This is a genomic window from Algibacter miyuki (genome assembly GCF_030409805.1).
Lineage (GTDB): Bacteria > Bacteroidota > Bacteroidia > Flavobacteriales > Flavobacteriaceae > Algibacter > Algibacter miyuki.
Window position 1 is genome coordinate 242,411 of record NZ_JAUFQP010000001.1, and the last position, 20,351, is coordinate 262,761.

11 protein-coding genes are annotated in these 20,351 nt (G+C 34.1%); all 11 read left to right on the forward strand.

Going from position 1 to position 20,351, the window contains the following annotated elements; translation table 11 throughout:
• Positions 1-52 precede the first annotated feature (52 nt).
• The 11 genes from QWY92_RS00710 (at position 53) to QWY92_RS00760 (ending at position 20,136) form a co-directional block, all read left to right on the forward strand.
• Entirely contained in the window at positions 53-1,969 is a 1,917-nt protein-coding gene (locus tag QWY92_RS00710; protein ID WP_290267835.1) for an ulvan lysase-like protein, read from the forward strand.
• 414 nt (positions 1,970-2,383) lie between these two features.
• Entirely contained in the window at positions 2,384-5,485 is a 3,102-nt protein-coding gene (locus QWY92_RS00715) for a SusC/RagA family TonB-linked outer membrane protein (protein ID WP_290267838.1), read from the forward strand.
• A gap of 10 nt (positions 5,486-5,495) precedes the next feature.
• Positions 5,496-7,367, forward strand: a complete 1,872-nt coding sequence (locus QWY92_RS00720; RefSeq protein ID WP_290267840.1) for a RagB/SusD family nutrient uptake outer membrane protein — start codon at positions 5,496-5,498, stop codon at positions 7,365-7,367.
• Positions 7,368-7,406: 39 nt separating this feature from the next.
• Positions 7,407-10,439 carry a SusC/RagA family TonB-linked outer membrane protein gene (locus QWY92_RS00725; RefSeq protein ID WP_290267842.1) on the forward strand — a complete coding sequence of 1,011 codons (3,033 nt, stop codon included), beginning with the start codon at positions 7,407-7,409 and terminating at the stop codon, positions 10,437-10,439.
• Positions 10,440-10,465: 26 nt separating this feature from the next.
• Positions 10,466-12,187: a RagB/SusD family nutrient uptake outer membrane protein gene (locus tag QWY92_RS00730; RefSeq protein WP_290267843.1), complete on the forward strand. Its 1,722-nt coding sequence runs from the start codon at positions 10,466-10,468 to the stop codon at positions 12,185-12,187.
• Between the two features lie 39 nt (positions 12,188-12,226).
• Entirely contained in the window at positions 12,227-13,273 is a 1,047-nt protein-coding gene (locus QWY92_RS00735; RefSeq protein ID WP_290267845.1) for a DUF5627 domain-containing protein, read from the forward strand.
• A 152-nt stretch (positions 13,274-13,425) separates the two neighbouring features.
• Positions 13,426-13,572: a hypothetical protein gene (locus QWY92_RS00740; protein WP_290267847.1), complete on the forward strand. Its 147-nt coding sequence runs from the start codon at positions 13,426-13,428 to the stop codon at positions 13,570-13,572.
• Between the two features lie 116 nt (positions 13,573-13,688).
• Positions 13,689-16,553: an alpha-L-rhamnosidase gene (locus QWY92_RS00745; RefSeq protein ID WP_290267849.1), complete on the forward strand. Its 2,865-nt coding sequence runs from the start codon at positions 13,689-13,691 to the stop codon at positions 16,551-16,553.
• Positions 16,554-16,563: 10 nt separating this feature from the next.
• Complete coding sequence (locus tag QWY92_RS00750) at positions 16,564-18,348, forward strand: glycoside hydrolase family 43 protein (RefSeq protein WP_290267851.1); 1,785 nt, start codon at positions 16,564-16,566, stop codon at positions 18,346-18,348.
• Positions 18,349-18,477: 129 nt separating this feature from the next.
• Positions 18,478-19,155, forward strand: coding sequence for a GH39 family glycosyl hydrolase (locus QWY92_RS00755; protein ID WP_290267853.1), 678 nt, complete (start codon positions 18,478-18,480; stop codon positions 19,153-19,155).
• Positions 19,156-19,188: 33 nt separating this feature from the next.
• A complete protein-coding gene (locus tag QWY92_RS00760; RefSeq protein ID WP_290267855.1) occupies positions 19,189-20,136 on the forward strand; it encodes a hypothetical protein in 948 nt (315 codons plus the stop codon).
• Positions 20,137-20,351 lie beyond the last annotated feature (215 nt).

Here is a 20,351-nt window from a genome sequence, read left to right on the forward strand (position 1 = left end):
CACCGGGAATTAGGATAGTAATAATAATAATTTTTTTGATAAAAACAAATATATGAAAAGACGTAACTTTATACAGCTTTCAACCTTTGCCGGGATTGGCTTGTCTCTCCCAATTTCTGGTGTTTTTAGTGCTTGTTCAAATCATTCAGAGCATTCATTGGAATTTAAAAATTTAGTTTCTGGTCTATTAAAAGATTGGTGTGATGGGATGATTAAAGTGCAGATTAAAAATCCGTCTAATTTAGAGGAACATGGAGCTTTGGGGTGTCCATCTTGTTCACATATACACGGCCGCTGTATGGATGCTGTTTATCCATTTTTATATATGGCCGATGTTACTGCCGATAAAAAGTATTTAGAAGCTGCTAAATTAGTAATGATTTGGGCTGAAAATAATGTATCCCAAGACAATGGAGCTTGGACAGTTATTCCAAACCCAAAATCGTGGAAAGGCATTACCATTTTTGGAGCCATAGCCTTGGCTGAAGCCCTGTATTATCATGGCCGCGTTTTGGATAGTCAAACCCGTAAGCAGTGGACAGAGCGTTTAGCTAAAGCAGGTCAATATATTTATGACACTTTTACAATAGATTTTACAAATATAAATTATGGAGGAACAGCTATCTATGGCTTAGATTTAATAGGAGGTGTGCTCGGTAATGAGGATTTTAAATTGAAAAGCAAAAAAATGGCTCAACAAGTAACGGGCTTTTTTACAACAAAAGATCATTTATTGTTTGGAGAGTGTAAACCTGATGCTGGTAAACTTAGTGCTAAAGGTTTGCATGGTGTCGATTTAGGGTATAATGTTGAAGAAACCCTAAATAGTTTAGTTATGTATGCCTTAAAAAATAAAGATGAAAAGTTATTGCAAGTTGTAACCAAATCGCTAGAGAGTCATTTAGAATTTATGCTACCGGATGGTGCTTGGGATAATAGTTGGGGTAACCGTATGTATAAATGGAGCTATTGGGGAAGTCGAACCTGTGATGGTAGTCAGCCAGCATTCGCAATGATGGCACATATTAACCCAGCATTTGGAACCGCAGCAGTAAAAAATACTGAATTATTAAAACAATGTACTTCAAAAGGTTTGATACATGGAGGTCCACATTATATATCGGCAGGAATACCACCTTGTGTGCATCATACTTTTGCACATGCCAAACCTTTAGCTGTTTTGTTGGATCACTGGAAGCATCTTCCAGAAATTAATAAAAAAGCAGCTTTACCAAGAACGGTTGCAGATGGTGTAAAACATTTTAAAGATATTGATGTTTCTGTTTTTGCAAGGGGAGATTGGCGAGGGACCGTGAGTACCTACGATGCAGAATACCATTATAAATACGATTATCGTCAAGCTACTGGAGGTAGTTTGGGCATATTATATCACAGTAAGGTAGGATTACTTTGTGCAGCTAGCATGGCTGTTTACCAAATGGTAGAAGAATATAATCAGCAACCACAACCGGGTGAAGATATTGCTTTAACACCAAGAATTGAAACTTTTAAAGATGATGAATGGTACACAAACCTTTTTGATTTAACAGCAAGTATGGAGTCTAATGATCAAAATGGGGTTATTGAACTGTTGTCAAAAGTAAATCTTAAGAATGTAGCAAGGGAAGCCGTTTCGGAAACGGCATTTACATTTCAGTTAAAATATAGCTGTGTAAAAGATTCTCTACAAATACAGGTATCAACAAATCAAAAAATTATAGAACCAACAGCATTTGTATTACCAATAGCTTCGCCTTCTGGGGAAGCGGTGGAGTTTGTAGATGATAATGAAATAAACATTATAAAGCCAGAAGGTGTTGTCAGCATAAAATCAAATGTACCAATAAAGCTTAAAAATATTTCAGGAAGCAGACTTTTTAATATGGTTCCAGGTATTGAGGCTGTACCCATAGAAGTGTTTTTTGAAGAAGATTCTAATGAGTTATATTTAACTATAACCGTGAATTAATAAATAATTTAAAATAGGTTTTTGCTAACAGAAAAAGGGTATGTCTTTTTTATTTAAAATAATATCAAAAATCTATTTTGATATTATTTTTTTTTAGAATAAATTGTGTTAGAAAATTCTTCCAAAAGGAAGATCCTCAATATCTGTTAAAGTGTTAATTAAGCCATTTTCTACTCATGTCCATATGGCTAATAAAAGTGTCCCGTTTTTTAGTAATCAAAATTAATTATATGAAGATCTTTAGTTTCTGTAATTAATGCAAAATAAGGTTTTGTTTATAAAAAAAATGTATAAAGTACATTGTTGCATGACAAAACAGGACAGGTTAACTTCTTTTAACCTATATATTTACAACAACTAATTTTGAACTAAATGTATATGAAATTAAAAAAAACATTAAAAAATTCGCGAAATATGAGGCGAATTTTTACTGCAGCTGGGATGATACTGTCCTGCATGGGGATGACAAACGCTCAAACAGTTTCGGGAACCGTGTCTGCAGACGGTCTAGTTTTACCCGGAGTTACAGTAATAGTAAAGGGCACTTCGACAGGAGCAGTTACAGATTTTGATGGAAAGTACAGCGTAAGTGCAGACTCTCAAAGCACACTTATTTATTCTTATATAGGGTATAAAACTCAAGAGATACTTGTTGCTGGTCAAAATCAAATTAATGTAGCTTTAGAGGAGGATGTTGCAGGTCTAGATGAAGTTGTTATTGTAGGTTATGGTGAGCAGAAAAAAGAGAGTGTAGTTGCCGCTATTACTCAAATTGAAGGAGAAACTTTAATGGAAAGAGCTGGTGGTTTAACTAATATTGAAGAAGCTCTACAAGGAAATTTACCTGGGGTAACTACTATACAAGGTAGTGGAATCCCAGGTCAGTCTGATATGCAAATTTTTATTCGAGGTCAAAGTTCCTGGAACGGTGGGGGACAACCATTAATTCTTGTAGACGGTGTGCCTAGATCAATGACAGATATTGACATGAATGATGTTGAAAAACTCTCTGTACTTAAAGATGCTTCTGCTACCGCTGTTTTTGGGGTCGAAGGTGCAAATGGAGTAATTTTAATAACAACCAAACGAGGTAAAACAGGGAAAGCGCAATTATCCTTGTCTGTTAATTCTACCATTAAAATGGTTTCAAAGTTACCGGAAAAATTGGATTCGTACGACGCAATACGTCAGGCTAATAGCTCCATTCAGCGAGAATTACCAATCTCTCCGATAGGATGGGGGGATTATACACCAATGGCTATTCTTGATAAATACCGTAATCCTTCAACTCTGGAAGAAAGTTATATATATCCAAATGTAGATTGGGAAGATGAGCTTTTAAAAGATTTTGCTCAAGATTATAGAATTAACCTATCTGCTCGCGGTGGAGGGAAAAATTCTAAATATTTTGCGAGTTTAGCTTATCAAACAGTAGATGATATTTTTGATGGAGCCAAATACGATAGTGGAAAAGGATACCTGGGTGAATATAATTACGAGCGGTTTAATTACCGAAGTAATCTAGATTTTAATATTACAAAAACTACAGAGCTTTCGGTAAACCTTTCGGGGTATTTAGGAATTCGAGAATCACCAGCTAATTTAAATGTTGTAGTTAATGGACTCTATGAAATTGCCCCTAGTCTGTATACACCAGTATATCCAGATGGTTTATATGGCCAATATATAGACGATGGGTTTGGTATAACTAACCCTATTGTAAGTTTGACCAATACTGGATTTACTACCACTTCTAGCTTTCAGGTAAATACCGATGTTATATTGAAACAAAAACTTGATTTTATAACTCCAGGATTGAAATTTCAAGGACGGTTTTCGTTAGATAACAATATGAATAGCCAACAATCTTTAACAGATCCAGGAGGAGATGGTCTTGAAAATTTAGTATACCGAGTTTATGATGGAGATCAGGAATTAATTTTGTCTCCAAATGGAGTGAATGATTTTGATTTTGTTGTAAATCCATGGAGAGTTGGAACTTCATCTGTTCAAAATGGTACAAGGTCTCGTAGATTACTATACGATATGTCATTGAATTACTCAAGATCTTTTGCGGAGAAACATAATGTTACTGCATTGTTTTTATTTAGAAGACAAGAGATTGCTAGAGGAAGTGTTTTTCCAACTTTTCGTGAAAACTGGGTGAGTAGAGTAACTTATAATTATGATAATAGATACTTTATAGATATTAATGGTGCATACAATGGTTCAGAGAAATTTGGTCCTGGTTTTCGTTTCGATCTATTTCCTTCTGCAGCAGCAGGGTGGACAGTTACTAACGAGGCGTTTATGGATAATGTAGATTGGTTAAATAAACTTAAAGTGAGAGGCTCCTACGGACTTATAGGGGATGATAATTTTAGTGGTAGATGGCGTTATATTACACAATGGCAAAATGGAGGGTCTGCATTTTTAGTACCTAGCGCTTATGAAGGTAATGGAGGAAGATCTCCATATATTTACTATACGGAGCAAAGTGTTGGAAACCCTAACCTTCAATGGGAAACAGCTACTAAATATAACGTGGGTGCCGAGGTATCATTATTTAATAATTTAATCACCGCTGAATTCGATTATTTTGGAGAAGACCGAGATAATATCCTTATTGCTGGCTCACAACGAGCGGTTCCAGATTGGTATGGCACATCTCCTCCTGACTTTAATAAAGGGAAAGTAGAGGTAAGAGGGTACGAAATGGTTTTAGGTGTAGATTATACATTGGGCAACGGTTTAAATCTTTATAGTGATTTAAGTTTTACTCAAGCAAAAGATGAAGTTATAGAAAGAGATGACCCAGCGTTAAGGCCTTTTTATCAAAAAAGTAAAGGTTATACAATAGGTCAATCAAGATCAGCCATTCCTGCGGGAATATTAACAAGTTGGGATGATATTTATATGTCAACACCACAGATAAATAATCAAGGCCAAACACGCGTGGGTTATTATGATGTGGTAGATTTTGATGGCGATGGTATTTATAATAGCTCTTTTGATAATGCGCCATATGGTTATACATCACGTCCGCAAAGAAACTGGACTGCTACTTTTGGTGCACGTTACAAAGGCTTTAATCTTTCGGCTCAGTTATATGGAACACAAAATGCTCAAAGGAGTTTTGGAAATAGAACCTTCACTAATCAAACAGATTTGATTTTTAAACAAGACATAGATTATTGGACTGTAGATACTCCAAACAATACAGATACCCAACCAGCATGGCGGGCAGAAGCAGCTACTAACCCTAGAGATGGTATTTATGATGCATCATTAACAAGGCTTAAAGCGATTTCATTATCCTATAATATACCTAAAAAAACTTGTAAGAAATTAGGCGTAAAGAGTCTTCAAGTTTTTGCTAATGGTAACAATTTGTTTGTATGGACAGATTTACCAGATGACAGAGAATTTAACGGTGGACTTACCGCAGATTCTAGTTTTAGGGGAGATTATCCTACATTAAGAAGGTTTAATTTCGGGTTTAATTTGAATTTTTAAAAAAATGGTGATGAAAAATTATAAAGTAAAAATAGTATTAATCTTGGGGCTTATGTTCTCGTTTTCATGTGAAGACTACTTAGATAAAGCGCCCGAGTCAGACTTAGATCAAACAGATGTTTTTAAAAACTTCGATAACGCGCAAGGTTTTATTGAGGAAATGTATGCTTTAGTCGTAGATTACGGAACTTCAGCACACACCTTTCAAGACTATTTGTACGGAGATGATGCACATGGTAATAGAACATGGAAGGCTAGTTATCTGATTGATAACGGAGACTTGAATGGTTTAAATTCAGCTAATTATAGTTATTTAACGCCGTGGAAAGGAGCGGCTTATGGAACCGCTAATAATAATACAAATCAGGCTAATGCAAGTAGAAGACCTGGCGTATGGGATGGTAGTTTAAAAGGAATTCGTAATGCTAATATAGCAATTGCGAATGTAGAGTTAATGGTAAATTTAACTCAAGAGGAAAAAGATGTTATACTTGGACAAGCCTACTTTTTTAGAGCCTATTTTCATAATGAAATTATGAAGTTTTGGGGACGTTTTCCTTATATAAAAGAAGTAATAACTGGTGATGGTTTTACAATACCACGTCCATTAACCTATAAAGATTGCGCTTTAGAGGCTAATGAAGATTACATAAAGGCCATTGAATTATTACCTGTAGATTGGGATGATATGTTATATGGACAAAAAACCTTAGGCGAGAATATGGGGAGACTCACTAAAGGAGCAGCTTATGCTTTTCAAGGTAAAAACCTACTTCTTGCTGCAAGCCCGTTGATGCATGCTAACAATGGAAGTCTTAATACCTATGAGTATGATACAGAGTTATGCAACATGGCTGTCGATGCTTTTGCAGGGATACTAAAATTAGCAGACCAAGGGAGATATGGATTAGCGACCAATTTGGACGACTATGAAGAAGTGTTTTGGAGAACACCTGCACCTAATATGTGGCCTGGTAGTACAGAGTTTGTTTTTTCTGCTCCAGGAGGTCGAAGTGTTTCTGCTGAAATATTTATGACATCAGGAATGGATAGAGACATCCATGGAAGGTCCGGGTCCGAAATCTCTAGCCCGACCCATAATTTTATCCATAATAATTTTGGAATGGCAAATGGCTTATCAATTGAAGATGATATGAGTGGAAAGTATGGTACACCATTATATGATCCTAACAATCCATTCGAAAATCGCGATCCCCGTTTTTATAAATGGATTGTTATAGACGGCGAAGTGTTTGGAACAAAAGCAACTATACCTGCTAAACATAGAAAAGCTCAACTTTTTACAGGAGGGGAGCATCGTAGTAGTGGTAGTGATAACCAGCCATCTACAACAGGATATATGAGAAAGAAATTTTATCCTGTAGTTAATGGTGAATTTCATAGTAAGTGGAATAGAATTATAAATAAATATATGGGAGTGCGTTTACATATGAGACTTACCGATGTCTATTTAATGTACGCAGAAGCATTACATGCGGCTAAAGGAGCGACTGCAACGCCTGCGTCCTATTCATTAACTGCTGAGAATGTTGTTAATATAATGAGAGATAGAGCAGGTATTCCTCACGTTAATTCATCAATTGTTTCTGATAAAAACAAATTTATGGACGAATTACGACGCGAGAGAAGTGTAGAATTAAGTTTTGAAGCCCACAGGTGGGTAGATCTTCGCCGTTGGGGAATAGCGCATGAAGAAAAATATAGAAGGAAAACATCTTTTGAATTTCCTAAAGACCATTCGTCTTATACGGAAAAACTACTTGTTGAAAGAGTTTGTGAATACCCAAAGCATTATTGGATACCATTTGAGGCTAAACAAACACAGATTTACGAGGGATTCCCTCAAAATCCAGGATGGTAGTTTTATACAATTCGTTTTAATTAATATTAAAGAAAAAAAATGAAGATAAATAAATTATATAGGTTGCTTACTCTAGCGTGCTTAATGTTGTCTTGCTTTTGTAATGTTGCAATAGCTCAAACTGAAGGAACAGAGGTAAAAGCGACCGTGATTGATGAACAAGGTAACCCGATAAACAAAGTTAATGTTTTTGGACCCAATGGTATTCAATCATCGACAGATGTTAATGGACAGTTTCAAATTAAATTACTTAGTGATGAGACTGTGGTAATTCAAAAAAAGGGGTATGAGTCAGAACTAATTAATATGACTGATTTAACTGAGGAAATTACCCTAGTGAAATCTGCTTTTCTGGCCAATGAAGATGACCAAATAAAAATGGGGGTTGCTACCAAGCACCGTCGTGATATTGTAGGTGCCGTATCTTCAATAAATACAAAAGACCGATTAACTTATGATAATACCCAATGGGTTAGAGATTATATTAACGGTTTGATGTTAGGAGTGGAAGGATCTGCGAACGTTAGAGGTTTAGGAAATGCTGTATTTGTAATCGACGGGGTAATAGGTCGTGATCCTAACATCCTAAACATGGAAGAGGTAGAACAAATAACCGTGCTTAAGGATGCTAATTCTGTGGCTCTATACGGAAGTCAAGGTAGAAATGGAGTTATTATAATTAATACTAAACGCGGGAAAATAAATAAAAAAGAAGTTAATGTAAATGTGCGTTCTGGTATTAGAACACCACTTGCATTGCCTAATTACTTAGGTTCTGTACAGTATATGGAACTTTATAATGAAGCAAGAAATAATGATGGATTAGATAACTTTTTTGAGCCTTCTCTTATTGAAGAATTTAGGAGCAGTACAAATAAATTTCGTTATCCAGATATAGACTTCTACTCAAGTGAATACTTGCAACCTTTTGTAAATTCCACAAATGTGGTTACAGAGTTTTCTGGAGGAAATGATAAATCTCAATATTATGTTAATGCAGGATGGACAGGAAATGAAGAATGGGTTAGAACAAACTCTGATGCAAATGCAGGAACTAATCGATTTAATTTGAGAGCTAATATAGATTTTAAAGTTAACGATTGGATTACAAGTAGTATTGATGGTATTGCAATTATTAATTCAGATAAGTCGGCATTGTCAAATTTGCTAAGCGCGGGTACAACGTTTAGACCTAACGATTATTCACCTTTATTGCCAGTATCAATGGTTGATACAGAGGCTAATCCAGAACTAGCTGCACAATTAGAAGCTGCTGGAATATTTGATGGAATGTTACTAGGATCTACACAACAATTTCAAGAAAATACACCAGTTGCAAATGCAATTGCAGGAGGTTATCAAAACGATGTGTTTCGTTCTACCCAGTTTAATAATTCAATTGATTTTAATTTAGATAGAATAACCGAAGGTTTATCTGCAAAAACATATTTAAGTTTTGATTTTTATGATTCATACAAATTGTCAATTAGAAACAAATATCGGGTTTATGAACCAACTTGGGAAGATGATAAAATTATAGCATTAACAGCGTTTGGTGATGTAGATCAAAAAGATTTAACCGAAAATGTTAGTACAAACGGTTTTGTTTCTCGATTGGGTTTTTACGGATTAGTAAACTATCAAAAAACTATTGGAACTAGTCATTCAATAAATTCTACTTTTTTAGGGTACTACAACTCAGAGAAAAGAAATAGCGTACTTCAAAAAGATATTGATTCTCATTTTGGGTTTCAATTAGCTTATGATTATAAGAAAAAAATGTTTGTAGATTTTAGTGGCTCTTATGTGCATTCTATTAAACTACCAGAAGGAAATAGAGGAGGTTTATCTCCAACATTGGGTGTCGCTTATATCCTAAGTGAGGAATCTTTTCTTAAAGAAAGTAATTTTGTAGACTATTTAAAGTTAAAAGCATCTGGAGGTATTATAAAGTCTGATAAAGGGATTAACGGTTATTATTTGTACGGTGAAGATTATTCTAATGGAGGAACATTTAATTGGGCCGATGGACAAAGTTCTAACAGAAGACAAGATATCTCGCAAGGAGCAAACCCTAATATGGGATATGAAGAACGTATTGATTTAAATATTGGCTTAGAAGGTTATTTATGGAATTCACTTTGGTTCGAATTTAACTATTTCAAATCAGACCTTGATAAGCAATTAACGTTTTTAACAGATAAATATCCATCTTATTATAACACCTTTAGACCACGAGACAATTATAATAAAAATTCATTTAAAGGTTTTGAAATTGGTGCAAACTATAAAAAAGCTATTAATGATTTTACAGTAAGCTTAGGCGCTAATATTTTATATAGCGAATCTATAGCAACAAAACGATCTGAAGTTAATGAGTTTGACTACCAAAATAGAGTTGGAAGAGAAACATCGACAATTTTTGGACTAGTAGATCAAGGGTTTTATTCTGAGGCTGATTTTAATGTAGATGGTGAAGGTAATACTGTGTTAAATGATGGATTACCTGTTCCTGGCTTTGGTGCGGTACTTCCGGGAGATTTAAAATATAAAGATCAAAACGGAGATAATATTATTGATAATGATGATAGAGTGGCAATTGGACAGTCTAGTAGTCCTTTTAGCTATGGAGTAAATTTAAATTTAAACTATAAAGCATTCAATTTGTTTATTTTAGGTACTGGTCAAACAGGAGGAGATGCTATTAGGTCTAATTCCTACTTTCAAGTAAATGGTAATGATAAATATTCAGAAGTTGTTTTAGGCCGATGGACGCCACAAACCGCAAGCACTGCAACGTTCCCAAGGTTATCAACTCAAACGAATCAGAATAATTTTGGAACGTCTACTTTTTGGTTATACGATAATAGCTTTTTTAAAATTAACCGTGCACAGTTAACTTATGAATTTAATGAGACTTTAAGTAACAAATTAGGTATGAATGATTTCAGTTTAAATTTTCAAGGGACTAATATTTTAGAACTATCTAAAAACAGAGATATTCGTCAGTTAACTATTGGTGAGGCTCCTCAATTTAGATCTTATACTTTAGGTGTGAGAATGTTATTTTAATGTAAAAACAAAACTTATAAAATAGAATGAGAAATTTAATAATATATATATTACTAGTATCGGTTTTTACAGGTATGGTTGCATGTGATTCCTTGGAGCCAATCGATGAGAACAGATTGGACTTTGATTATGTGAGTACAGATCCCCAATCGGCAGAAGGATTATTATTACATGGCTATAATGGTTTAATAGACCAGTTTATCTTCTCGGAAGTAGCAACGGATGATGCTGTAAATAATAAATTAAATAACGGATATAAGCGAATGGCTCTTGGCGAGTTAACAGCGCAATTTAATCCTGCTTCACGTTGGAATACTTTTGAAAGAGTATTTTACCTCAACAGGTTTTTAGAAGTTATTGAGGCTGGTGAGATTCAATGGAATAGAGATGAAGATATTAATGCATTGTTTTATCAACGGATGAAAGGAGAAGCTTTAGCATTGAGAGCATTACATCATTTTTATGTGTTACAAGCACATGCTGGTAAAGGGGCTTCAGGTGTGTTATTAGGGATACCATATTTTACGGAGTTTATTGAAGCCGATGGTGATTTTAATAAACCGCGTTTATCGTTTGAAGGAGCTGTTGAGGCTATTATGAAAGATTTTGATGATGCTTTAGATTTATTACCTACAGATTATTCAGAAAATGAATCTGACGTAGATCCATGGTATGCAGATGTAGATTTTGGAAAGTATAAAGTAGTAAATGGTGGTCAGTATAATTTACGTATTTCTGGTAGAATAGTAAAAGCACTTAAAGCACGTTTGGCGTTGTTTGCTGCCAGTCCATCATTCTTAAATGGCCAAAATGGTTATTACAACATGGCTGCAAATACAGCGGGAGAAGTCCTAAACACTATAGGAGGTATTTCTGGTTTAGAACCTAACGGTATTGAGTTTTACACATCAGATAATGATATAAATAGTGGCGAAATGATATGGCGTGGATCTATTGGAGGCAATAGTTCAGGTTACGAGGAAAGAATGTTTCCTCCTTCTATAAACGGTGAGGGAGAGGTAAATCCAACACATAATTTAGTTATGGCATTCCCTATGCAAAATGGATACCCGGCAACTGTAGCTAATGGTTTTGATCCTCAAAATCCTTATGCAAATAGAGATCCTAGATTAGGAAAATATATAGTAGTTAATGGATCTTCCTTTGGAGGGGGGACTATTAATACAGGTGTTGGAGGCGGAATTGATAGATTGGATTCTATACCTCAATTTTCAACAACTACCGGATATTATCTTAAAAAATTATTACGTCCAGATGTTAGGATTAATAATGATGGTACTACCACAGGGAAGAGGCACTATGACGTTTACTTTAGGTACACAGAATTATTTTTAATATTTGCAGAAGCAGCTAATGAAATTGGTGGTCCAGACCAACAAGTAGAAGGTATGTCTGCTCGTGATGTTATTGGAGCAATTCGTCAAAGAGCTGGTATTACTCAACCTGATGCTTATTTAGCAACTATTACAACAAAAGAATCTATGAGAGAGCTAATTAGAAATGAGCGCCGATTAGAATTAAGTTTCGAGGGGCATAGATTTTGGGATCTTCGTAGATGGGGAGTGTCATTAAATGAATCTGCACAAGGATATTTCGATGATGGAGATAATTATGTAGAACTTCCTGCTGTTGAGATTAGAAATTATCAACCATTTGCTACTTATATGCCAATTCCAAACGCTGAAACTTTAAAGTTCTCAGAGTTAGAGCAAAATCAAGGTTGGTAGGATTATTGTAAATTTTAAAAGAATTTAAAAATATTAAATATGAAAAAACATTTATTAATAATATGCGCTTTTGCCTTTAGTATACTGGCTTGCGAGAACCAGGAAAATGAATTTCATGACTTTGGTTCAACCTCAGTATATTTTCCTTTCCAAACACCAATAAGAACTTTAATTTTAGGTGAATATGATTTGGGATTTAATGAAAATGATAATAATCATCGGTTTGAAATTGGGGTTACCATGTCTGGAGTTTATGAAAATAATAAAAATAGGAAGGTCTATTTTGAATTAGCACCAGATTTGATTAACTCAACCTTATTAGGGGTAGATTCTGTAAACGTACAGATATTGCCATCTTCATATTATACTATTGAGCAAGAAAGCCCGGTAACTATTCCAAAAGGATCTATTAAAGGGCGTATACCAGTTCAGTTAAATGATGCATTTTTTGAAGATCCGCTTTCATTTGCGGGAGACGGTGAGGTGCATTATGTTATTCCTTTAGAAATAACACAGATTGAAGAATTAGACTCTCTGTTAACGGGTGTTCCTGTTGTTGATAGCCCAATAAAAATAAAAGGTGATGATTGGCAAACAGTTCCTAAAGATTATACACTTTTTGGTATTAAATTTATGAATAAATATCAAGGTGTTTATTTACGCCGTGGTGCGGATGAAATGACAAATGCAGGTGGGGAAACAGTGAATAATGTTTATCATGAAGAATTTGTGGTAAAGGATGAGTTGGTAACTTTATCTACAACAGGGAAAGATAAAATTGAATTATCTAACCTTGTTCGTAGAGGTGGACTTTCTAGTCCTGGTAATGTGAACATTGAGTTAGCTTTTAATGAAAATGGAGATTGTACTATTAATAGCTTTGATGAAGATCCTTATAATGTATCTGGCTCAGGAAAGTTCGTGCAAGATGGAGATGAATGGGGTGGAGAAAAGCGTGATGTTATTTATTTAGATTATTCATATACAGATGCTTTAAATAATGAAACGCATGCCGTAAAAGACACCTTAGTAATAAGAGATAGAAATGTTAAATTCGAGGAATTTACAGTTGAATTAACAGAGTAGATTTATTTGTAGTACATAAATAAAAAATATTAATATTTTGTAGAATAAATAAGTAGAGGGAGTTTGTAACTCTCTCTACTTATTTATTATTACCAGGATTTGCAGAAATAATAGCTGCAAGTTCAAATACAATCTTGTTAATTACATTTGTAATGGGATTAATTTTAACAGCAAACCTTTGGGGTGTTTATAGAAAGGAATGGACTGGTGTTGCTAAGAAAACAAAGTATACCATTACAGGCGGAATTTTAGTGATTCATTTATCTGTTGTTTTAGTAGGAATAGGGAATTCTATTTAATTAAGATTCTATCAATTAAAAAATAATATTTCTTTAAACCAATCAGGACAGCTCAGTACAGTTATAAATAACTACATCATTAACTTTGAAAATCACTTAAAATTAAGAACTAAATAATGATAAAAATAAAAATTTTATTTACGCTTTTGTGTATTGGTTTGTTTAACACGTCTTGCAATAAGAAGGAACCCAATACAAAGACTTCAGAATTAACTTTTGAATCTTTAACATGTAATTCCAAAGAGAACTCAACAGCTATTGAAAGTAAACAGCCAATTTTTTCATGGATTGTAGCTGCAGAAGGTAACAATAAATCGCAATCTGCTTATCAAATATTAGTAGCATCAAGTTTAGAAAAGTTAACTAACAATCAGGGAGATTTATGGAATTCTGGTAAAACGGAAGAAGCTAAATCTACTTACGTAAAATATAAAGGAACAAAACTTAATGCAGTAACCGCGTATTACTGGAAAGTAAAAATTTGGGACGAGAAAAAACAAGAATCAGATTGGTCTGAAACTCAAAGTTTTCAAATGGGGTTGATAGATGAAGCAAATTGGGGAGACTCAAAATGGATAAGTCTAAATAAAGATACAAGAACATCAGAACATAGTTTTCGTGAATACAAAACAGGGCCAATGAAAGCGCCTATTATGGTTAATGGGCAAGCAGCATCTTATTTTAGAAATGTTATTAATACAGAAAAAGAAATAGAAAATGCACAAGCTTATATTTGTGGATTGGGGTATTATGAGCTTTATTTAAATGGTGCTAAAGTAGGCGATCATGTTTTAGATCCGGCTCCTTCTAATTACGATAAACAAGCCTATTATGTAAATTATGATATTTCAGAACAACTAAAATTAGGTGAAAATGCTTTTGGAATCATTTTAGGGAATGGTTTCTATGGGCAAGATATTTCTTGGAAAAGAGACCCAGAATCAGATAAAGATATGTCTTACGGCCCACCAACGGTTCGTTTTTTAATTAAAGTAACCTATAAAGATGGTAGCAAAAAAGATTTTTATACAGATGAAAATTGGAAAGAATCTACGGGGCCAATAGTATTTAATAATATTTATGGTGGTGATACTTATGATGCTCGTTATGAAATTAATGGTTGGAATACTTTAAATTATAATGATGAAAAATGGGGGAATGCAAAAGTTGTTTCGCCAAAATTAAAGAAGATTAGTGCACAACAAATTCCTGCAATTAAAAAATTAAAAGAATTTGAGCCTCAAAATGTATTTAAAGCTCCAAATGGAGATTGGATTGTAGATTTTGGTCAAAATATTGCTGGTTGGGTAAAAATAAATGTAAAAGAAAAAGAAGGCCAACTTATAGAAATTACAACTACAGAATCTTTGTTAAGAAATGGTAAAGATGTTTTTCAAGGTTCTACAGGTGGTGGAGCAAATGGTATGGCTCAGATTTATAAATATATCTGTAAAGGAAATGACTTAGAATCTTGGGAACCAAAGTTTAGTTATCACGGATTTCGTTATGCTAAAATAAAAGGCGTGTCTACAAAACCAGACAGCAAAATGATTAAAGCTGTTTTAGTGGCTACAGACATTCAAGAAAAAGGAAGTTTTAGCTCATCTGAACCTTTATTTAATAAAATGCATAGTATTAGTAAATGGACTATTGTAGATAATGTACATGGTATTCCAGAAGATTGTCCGCATCGCGAAAAATGTGGTTGGTTAGGAGATGCACACGCGTTTTGTGAATATGCATTATATAATTATGACATGTATGATTTCTATAAAAAATACATGGAAGATATTCGTACTCAAATGAGACCAACTAAAGGACATAATAATCCTGAAATTAAATTTCAAGTACCAACCATGATTGCGCCAGGTAAAAGAACATCTTCTTATGCAAAACTAGATTGGGGTGTAGCAACAATGTATTTACCTTGGTATAATTACTTACATTATGGTGATGATGCTATTGTAAAAGACTACTATAAAGAAATGAAAGGTCTTACAAATTTTTATCTTTCATTTAAAGATGAAAATGGAATTATTCAAGACGGAATGGGAGATTGGTGTCCACCAAGGTGGGATAGAAGAAAGAACCCAGGTGCTATGGAGTGCGACCCAATTATTTCTGCCAATGCTTATTTCTATGATATTTTAGGTGTTATGGAAGGTTTTGCAAAAATAAATAAGGATGCTGCTTTTGAAGCAGAAATGAAAAAGGAAAAAGAGCAATTAAAAGCCGCTTTTAATAAAAACTTTTTAGTTGCTATGCCAAAAACAAACTTAAAATGGTATGGTAGTCAAACAGCAACTGTACAAGCATTACAGTTTGGTATGGTTCCAGAATTAGAAATAGAGCAAGTAGTAGATGGTTTGGTGTATGATATTACAGAAGTAAAAGGAGGGCATCATTCTACAGGTATTCATGGTAATAGATATATTTACACTGTTTTAACTAAATATGGTAAAGCAGATTTGGCGTATCAAATTTTAACAACACCAGATTTTCCTAGTCAAACGTATGTAATGAATAATGGTTTTACCACTTGGCCAGAGCGCCAGTTTGAATGGGAAACTATGGAAGGACCATCTAATTCTTTAAACCATCCTATGCATAGTGGTTTTGCTGCTTATTTTTATGAATCTTTAGGAGGTATTAAATCATCAAAAGATAATGTAGGTTATAAAGTATTTACAGTAAACCCAGAATTTCCAAAAAAATTGACATCAACTTCAGTTACCGTACCAACACCTTATGGTAATATTAAAAATGACTGGTCTTTAAAAGAAAATGTTTTATCGATGGATCTTAAAGTGCCATTTAACACCAAAGCAAAAGTTGTTTTAACTCAAAATGAAATAGAATCACTAACAATTAATGGTGAATCTTACCTAGATAATCAAGAAAAATATAATCTAGAAGTTGTAGAAAATACGAATGTAATTTTAGGATCAGGTAATTATATGATTAAGTATAAAAAGTTTTAATAATTTTTAAATGAAGAAGATGTCTTATTCAGGTGTGTCTAAAGTATTAATTTTAATTTTAGCTGTAACTTTTTTTGGGTGTAATTCAAAACCCGAAAAGAAAGAAATAGCTGCAGCCATAGAAGTAAAAGCTACAACAGGTAGTTGGGGAGATCAAGGCGATGGCACTTATGTAAACCCTATTTTAAATGCAGATTATCCAGATTCTGATATAGAACAAGTTGGAGATACTTATTATATGATTACTTCTAAGCAACATGTTTCGCCAGGAATGCCCATTTTAGAATCTAAAGACATGGTAAACTGGACTAATGTAGGACATGTATTTAATAGTTTGTCATGGGGGCCTGAATACAATTGGGACAGAATGAATGGTTATTCTTTTGGAGTATGGGCTGGTGATTTAGCATATCATGAAGGTACTTGGTATTGCTACCAAATAGATTATCAACACGGGTTAATGGTTACAACTGCAAAAGATATAAAAGGCCCATGGAGTGCCCCTGTTTTTATGCTGCCAAAGTCTAAAGTTTTAGACGATCCAGCTGTGGTTTGGGATGAAGAAACTCATAAAGCTTATGTTATAGTCAATACTGCAGGAAAACAAAAAAGCGCAAAAAACACTATTGAAGGAAACGAAAATAGAATTTACGAAATGAGTTGGGATGGTACCAAAATTCTTGATGAAGGTAAATTAGTATACACCGGAATGGGAGCAGAGGCAGCTAAAATTTATAAAATAGAAGATACTTGGTATATCTTTTTAGCAGAATGGACTATAGGGGATAAGTCTACCAAACCAGGTGTTAAAAACCCTAAAAATGATAGAAAACAAATTGTTTTACGTTCAAAAGAAAGTATCTATGGACCATATGAGGTGAAAACAGTTTTAGAAAAGGGAACCGTGTTTAATGACCGAAGCGCAAGTCAAGGCGCGTTAATGCAAGCCCCAGACAAATCTTGGTGGTATATGCATCAATTAATTCAAAACGATGATATACCTTTCCAAGGAAGACCACAATGTTTAGAGCCAGTGAAATGGGGAGATGGCTGGCCAATTATTGGTGTAGATGAGGATAATGATGGAATAGGAGAACCTGTGAAACAATATAAAAAACCAATAAAAGGCTATCCCATTACAGCACCAAGTACAGATGATGATTTTTCATCTACTAAATTAGGATTTCAATGGGAATGGAATCACAATCCAAGAAATACACATTGGTCCTTAACAGAACGGTCAGGTTGGTTACGTTTAAAAGCAAGTAAAGTTTTGCCTAATGAAAAAGGTTACGGACCTAATATTAATGAATGGACCAATAATGATGGTTCAGATTCCGATTTTTGGAGAGCAAGTAATACCTTGAGTCAACGTATTATGGGAATAACTACAGGTACAGCGATAGCTAAGTTTGATATATCAGGTATGAAACCACAGCAATTAGCAGGATTTGTACGTTATGGTGGGGTGTTTAACTTATTAGGTATTGAGGTTGATGCTACGGGTAAGAAACACTTGTTTTATATGGATCCTATGGCAAAAAAGGTTACAGGACCTGAACTAACAGGGAATGATTTATATGTAAAAACATCAAATAATAGTAACCAAGCCACCTATGAATATAGTTTTGATGGAGAAAACTTTAAACGTTTCGGACCTACATTTACTATAGCTTTTGGAAAATGGACAGGAGATAGATTAGGGTTTTTCTCATGGAATGAAAAAGAAGATGCAGGTTACATAGATGTGGATTGGTTTACTTATGATTATGATGGACCTAAAGCGTCTAATTAATAAATAACTATGGCTGCGCCTATTAAGTGAAATTATTTAGGATAGATTACCCCTTTAATACAGGATAGAAAGGGGGAATCTGTTATTTATTTTTATAGAATTATTGCATAGTATTCCAAAAACTAAATAATGATGACTATAAAAAGAAATAATATTCTATTTATAATTTTTTTGCTTTGTGTTTTTCAGTTTTCTTGTTCTAAGGCTGAAGATATAGAGGAAGTTGTAGAAGAACCTGAAGTAGAAAACCCTGAAGAAATAGTAGAACCGACTATAGATCCCGATAAAATAGTTTCTATTAATACTGGTGCCGTAATTGGGGAATTTTATAATTTTTGGTCGACTCGACCTATGATAAACCAAACTCGATTTTCAAGCTCAAATTTTAGAGCGGCCATTGAAGAGATAAAGCCTTATGTTAAGAGTTATAATTTAGTAAGAGTATTAGGAGGTAGAACCGATAACTTAAATACATTTTATAAAGGTGTTGACGATCAAGGAAAAATTATTACGGATTTTACTGGCATTATAAGTAGTATGAAAGGGTTTATGCAAACGGGTTTTAAACCTAGAATTGTATTAGATAATGTCCCTTGGGCTATGAATGCCGTGAAGGAAGTGAATACCTATGGAAATACAAATCCACCAGACGATTATGATTTGTGGAGGCAATACATTAATGATTTCTTACAAACATTAATAACGGAGTTTGGTTACAATGAGGTGAAAACTTGGCGTTTTAGAGTCGCTACAGAACCTAATTATGCACCACAACATTGGAACGGTACCAAAGAAGACTTTTTTTAGCACTACGATATTACAGTAGATGAAGTTTTAAAAGTGATTCCTGAAGCAATCATTGGCCCAGGGAATAACTTAACAGAAGGGGTGGCTACATTCACTACAGAAATTATAGACCACTGTGCAAATGGAACAAATTATGCTACCGGAGAAAAAGGAACGCAAATGGATTTTTTCTGTATTTCCTATTATGAAAAAATAGACGAAAATACGGTACGACTTCCTAATACTGTAGAAAAATACAGAGCCAAACTTGATAGTTACCCGCAGTTTAGGGATATTCCTTTTGATATTCAAGAGTTTGGAATATTACGAGATGAAAATGGTAAAAGAGGACTTAGTTTAAGTGATGCCACAGAATTGGGGGCTAGTTGGTATGCAAGGATTGCCGATTTGGCTTACGATTATAAAATTTCTGAAATATATGATTGGGGACAAGAAGTAGAGGGTACTACCTTACCAGAAGGAAGAAGGAATGTTACCGAAATGTTTTTAAAGATGGAAGGCGGAAATAGAATAGAATCCATTGATAATATTAATGACCATGCTGGTGTAATACCAGTCACTAAAGGCGATATAATATATTTATTAGTTTACAACCATAACACCAGTAGAAATAGTACTTCAACTAGAGCAGTATATCCTCAACTAGAAGGTGGCCTAATTAGTGGAGGCTCAAGTTGGAAAATGAATACCTGGACGGTAGATGAAACTCATGGTGTTTTTATGCACGAACTTTATAAAGATGTTAGAGCTGCTGGAATAGGAGAAAAAAACAGTGGGCGTATATATGGGAATAGGCCATCCGATCGTTTTGAAGACGGATGGACTAATGTGTTAAATGCCAACTTAGCAAAATATACACAATTGGCTCAACTACCACAAACCATCAAAGATTCAATTGTAAGAAAGAAGGATGGTAAAATTACTTTAAAAGTTGATTTGGAATCTCATAGTGTCAAATTAATAGAACTTATTCCTCAATAAAATGAATATTTAAATTACAAGAAATCTCATTGTTTAAAGGAAATGAAAATTACTTCATATTGTTTTAAAACTTGTCGTTGGAGTAGAGTAAAGTTTTCATTGATATACTTTCATAAAAGGGTTTAATTAAGTTTAAACCCTTCACTTTTTTATAAATGTACTTCCTTAAAGCGTTATTTGTTTTTTTGCACAAAAAGAGGGGTTTATTTAAGAGG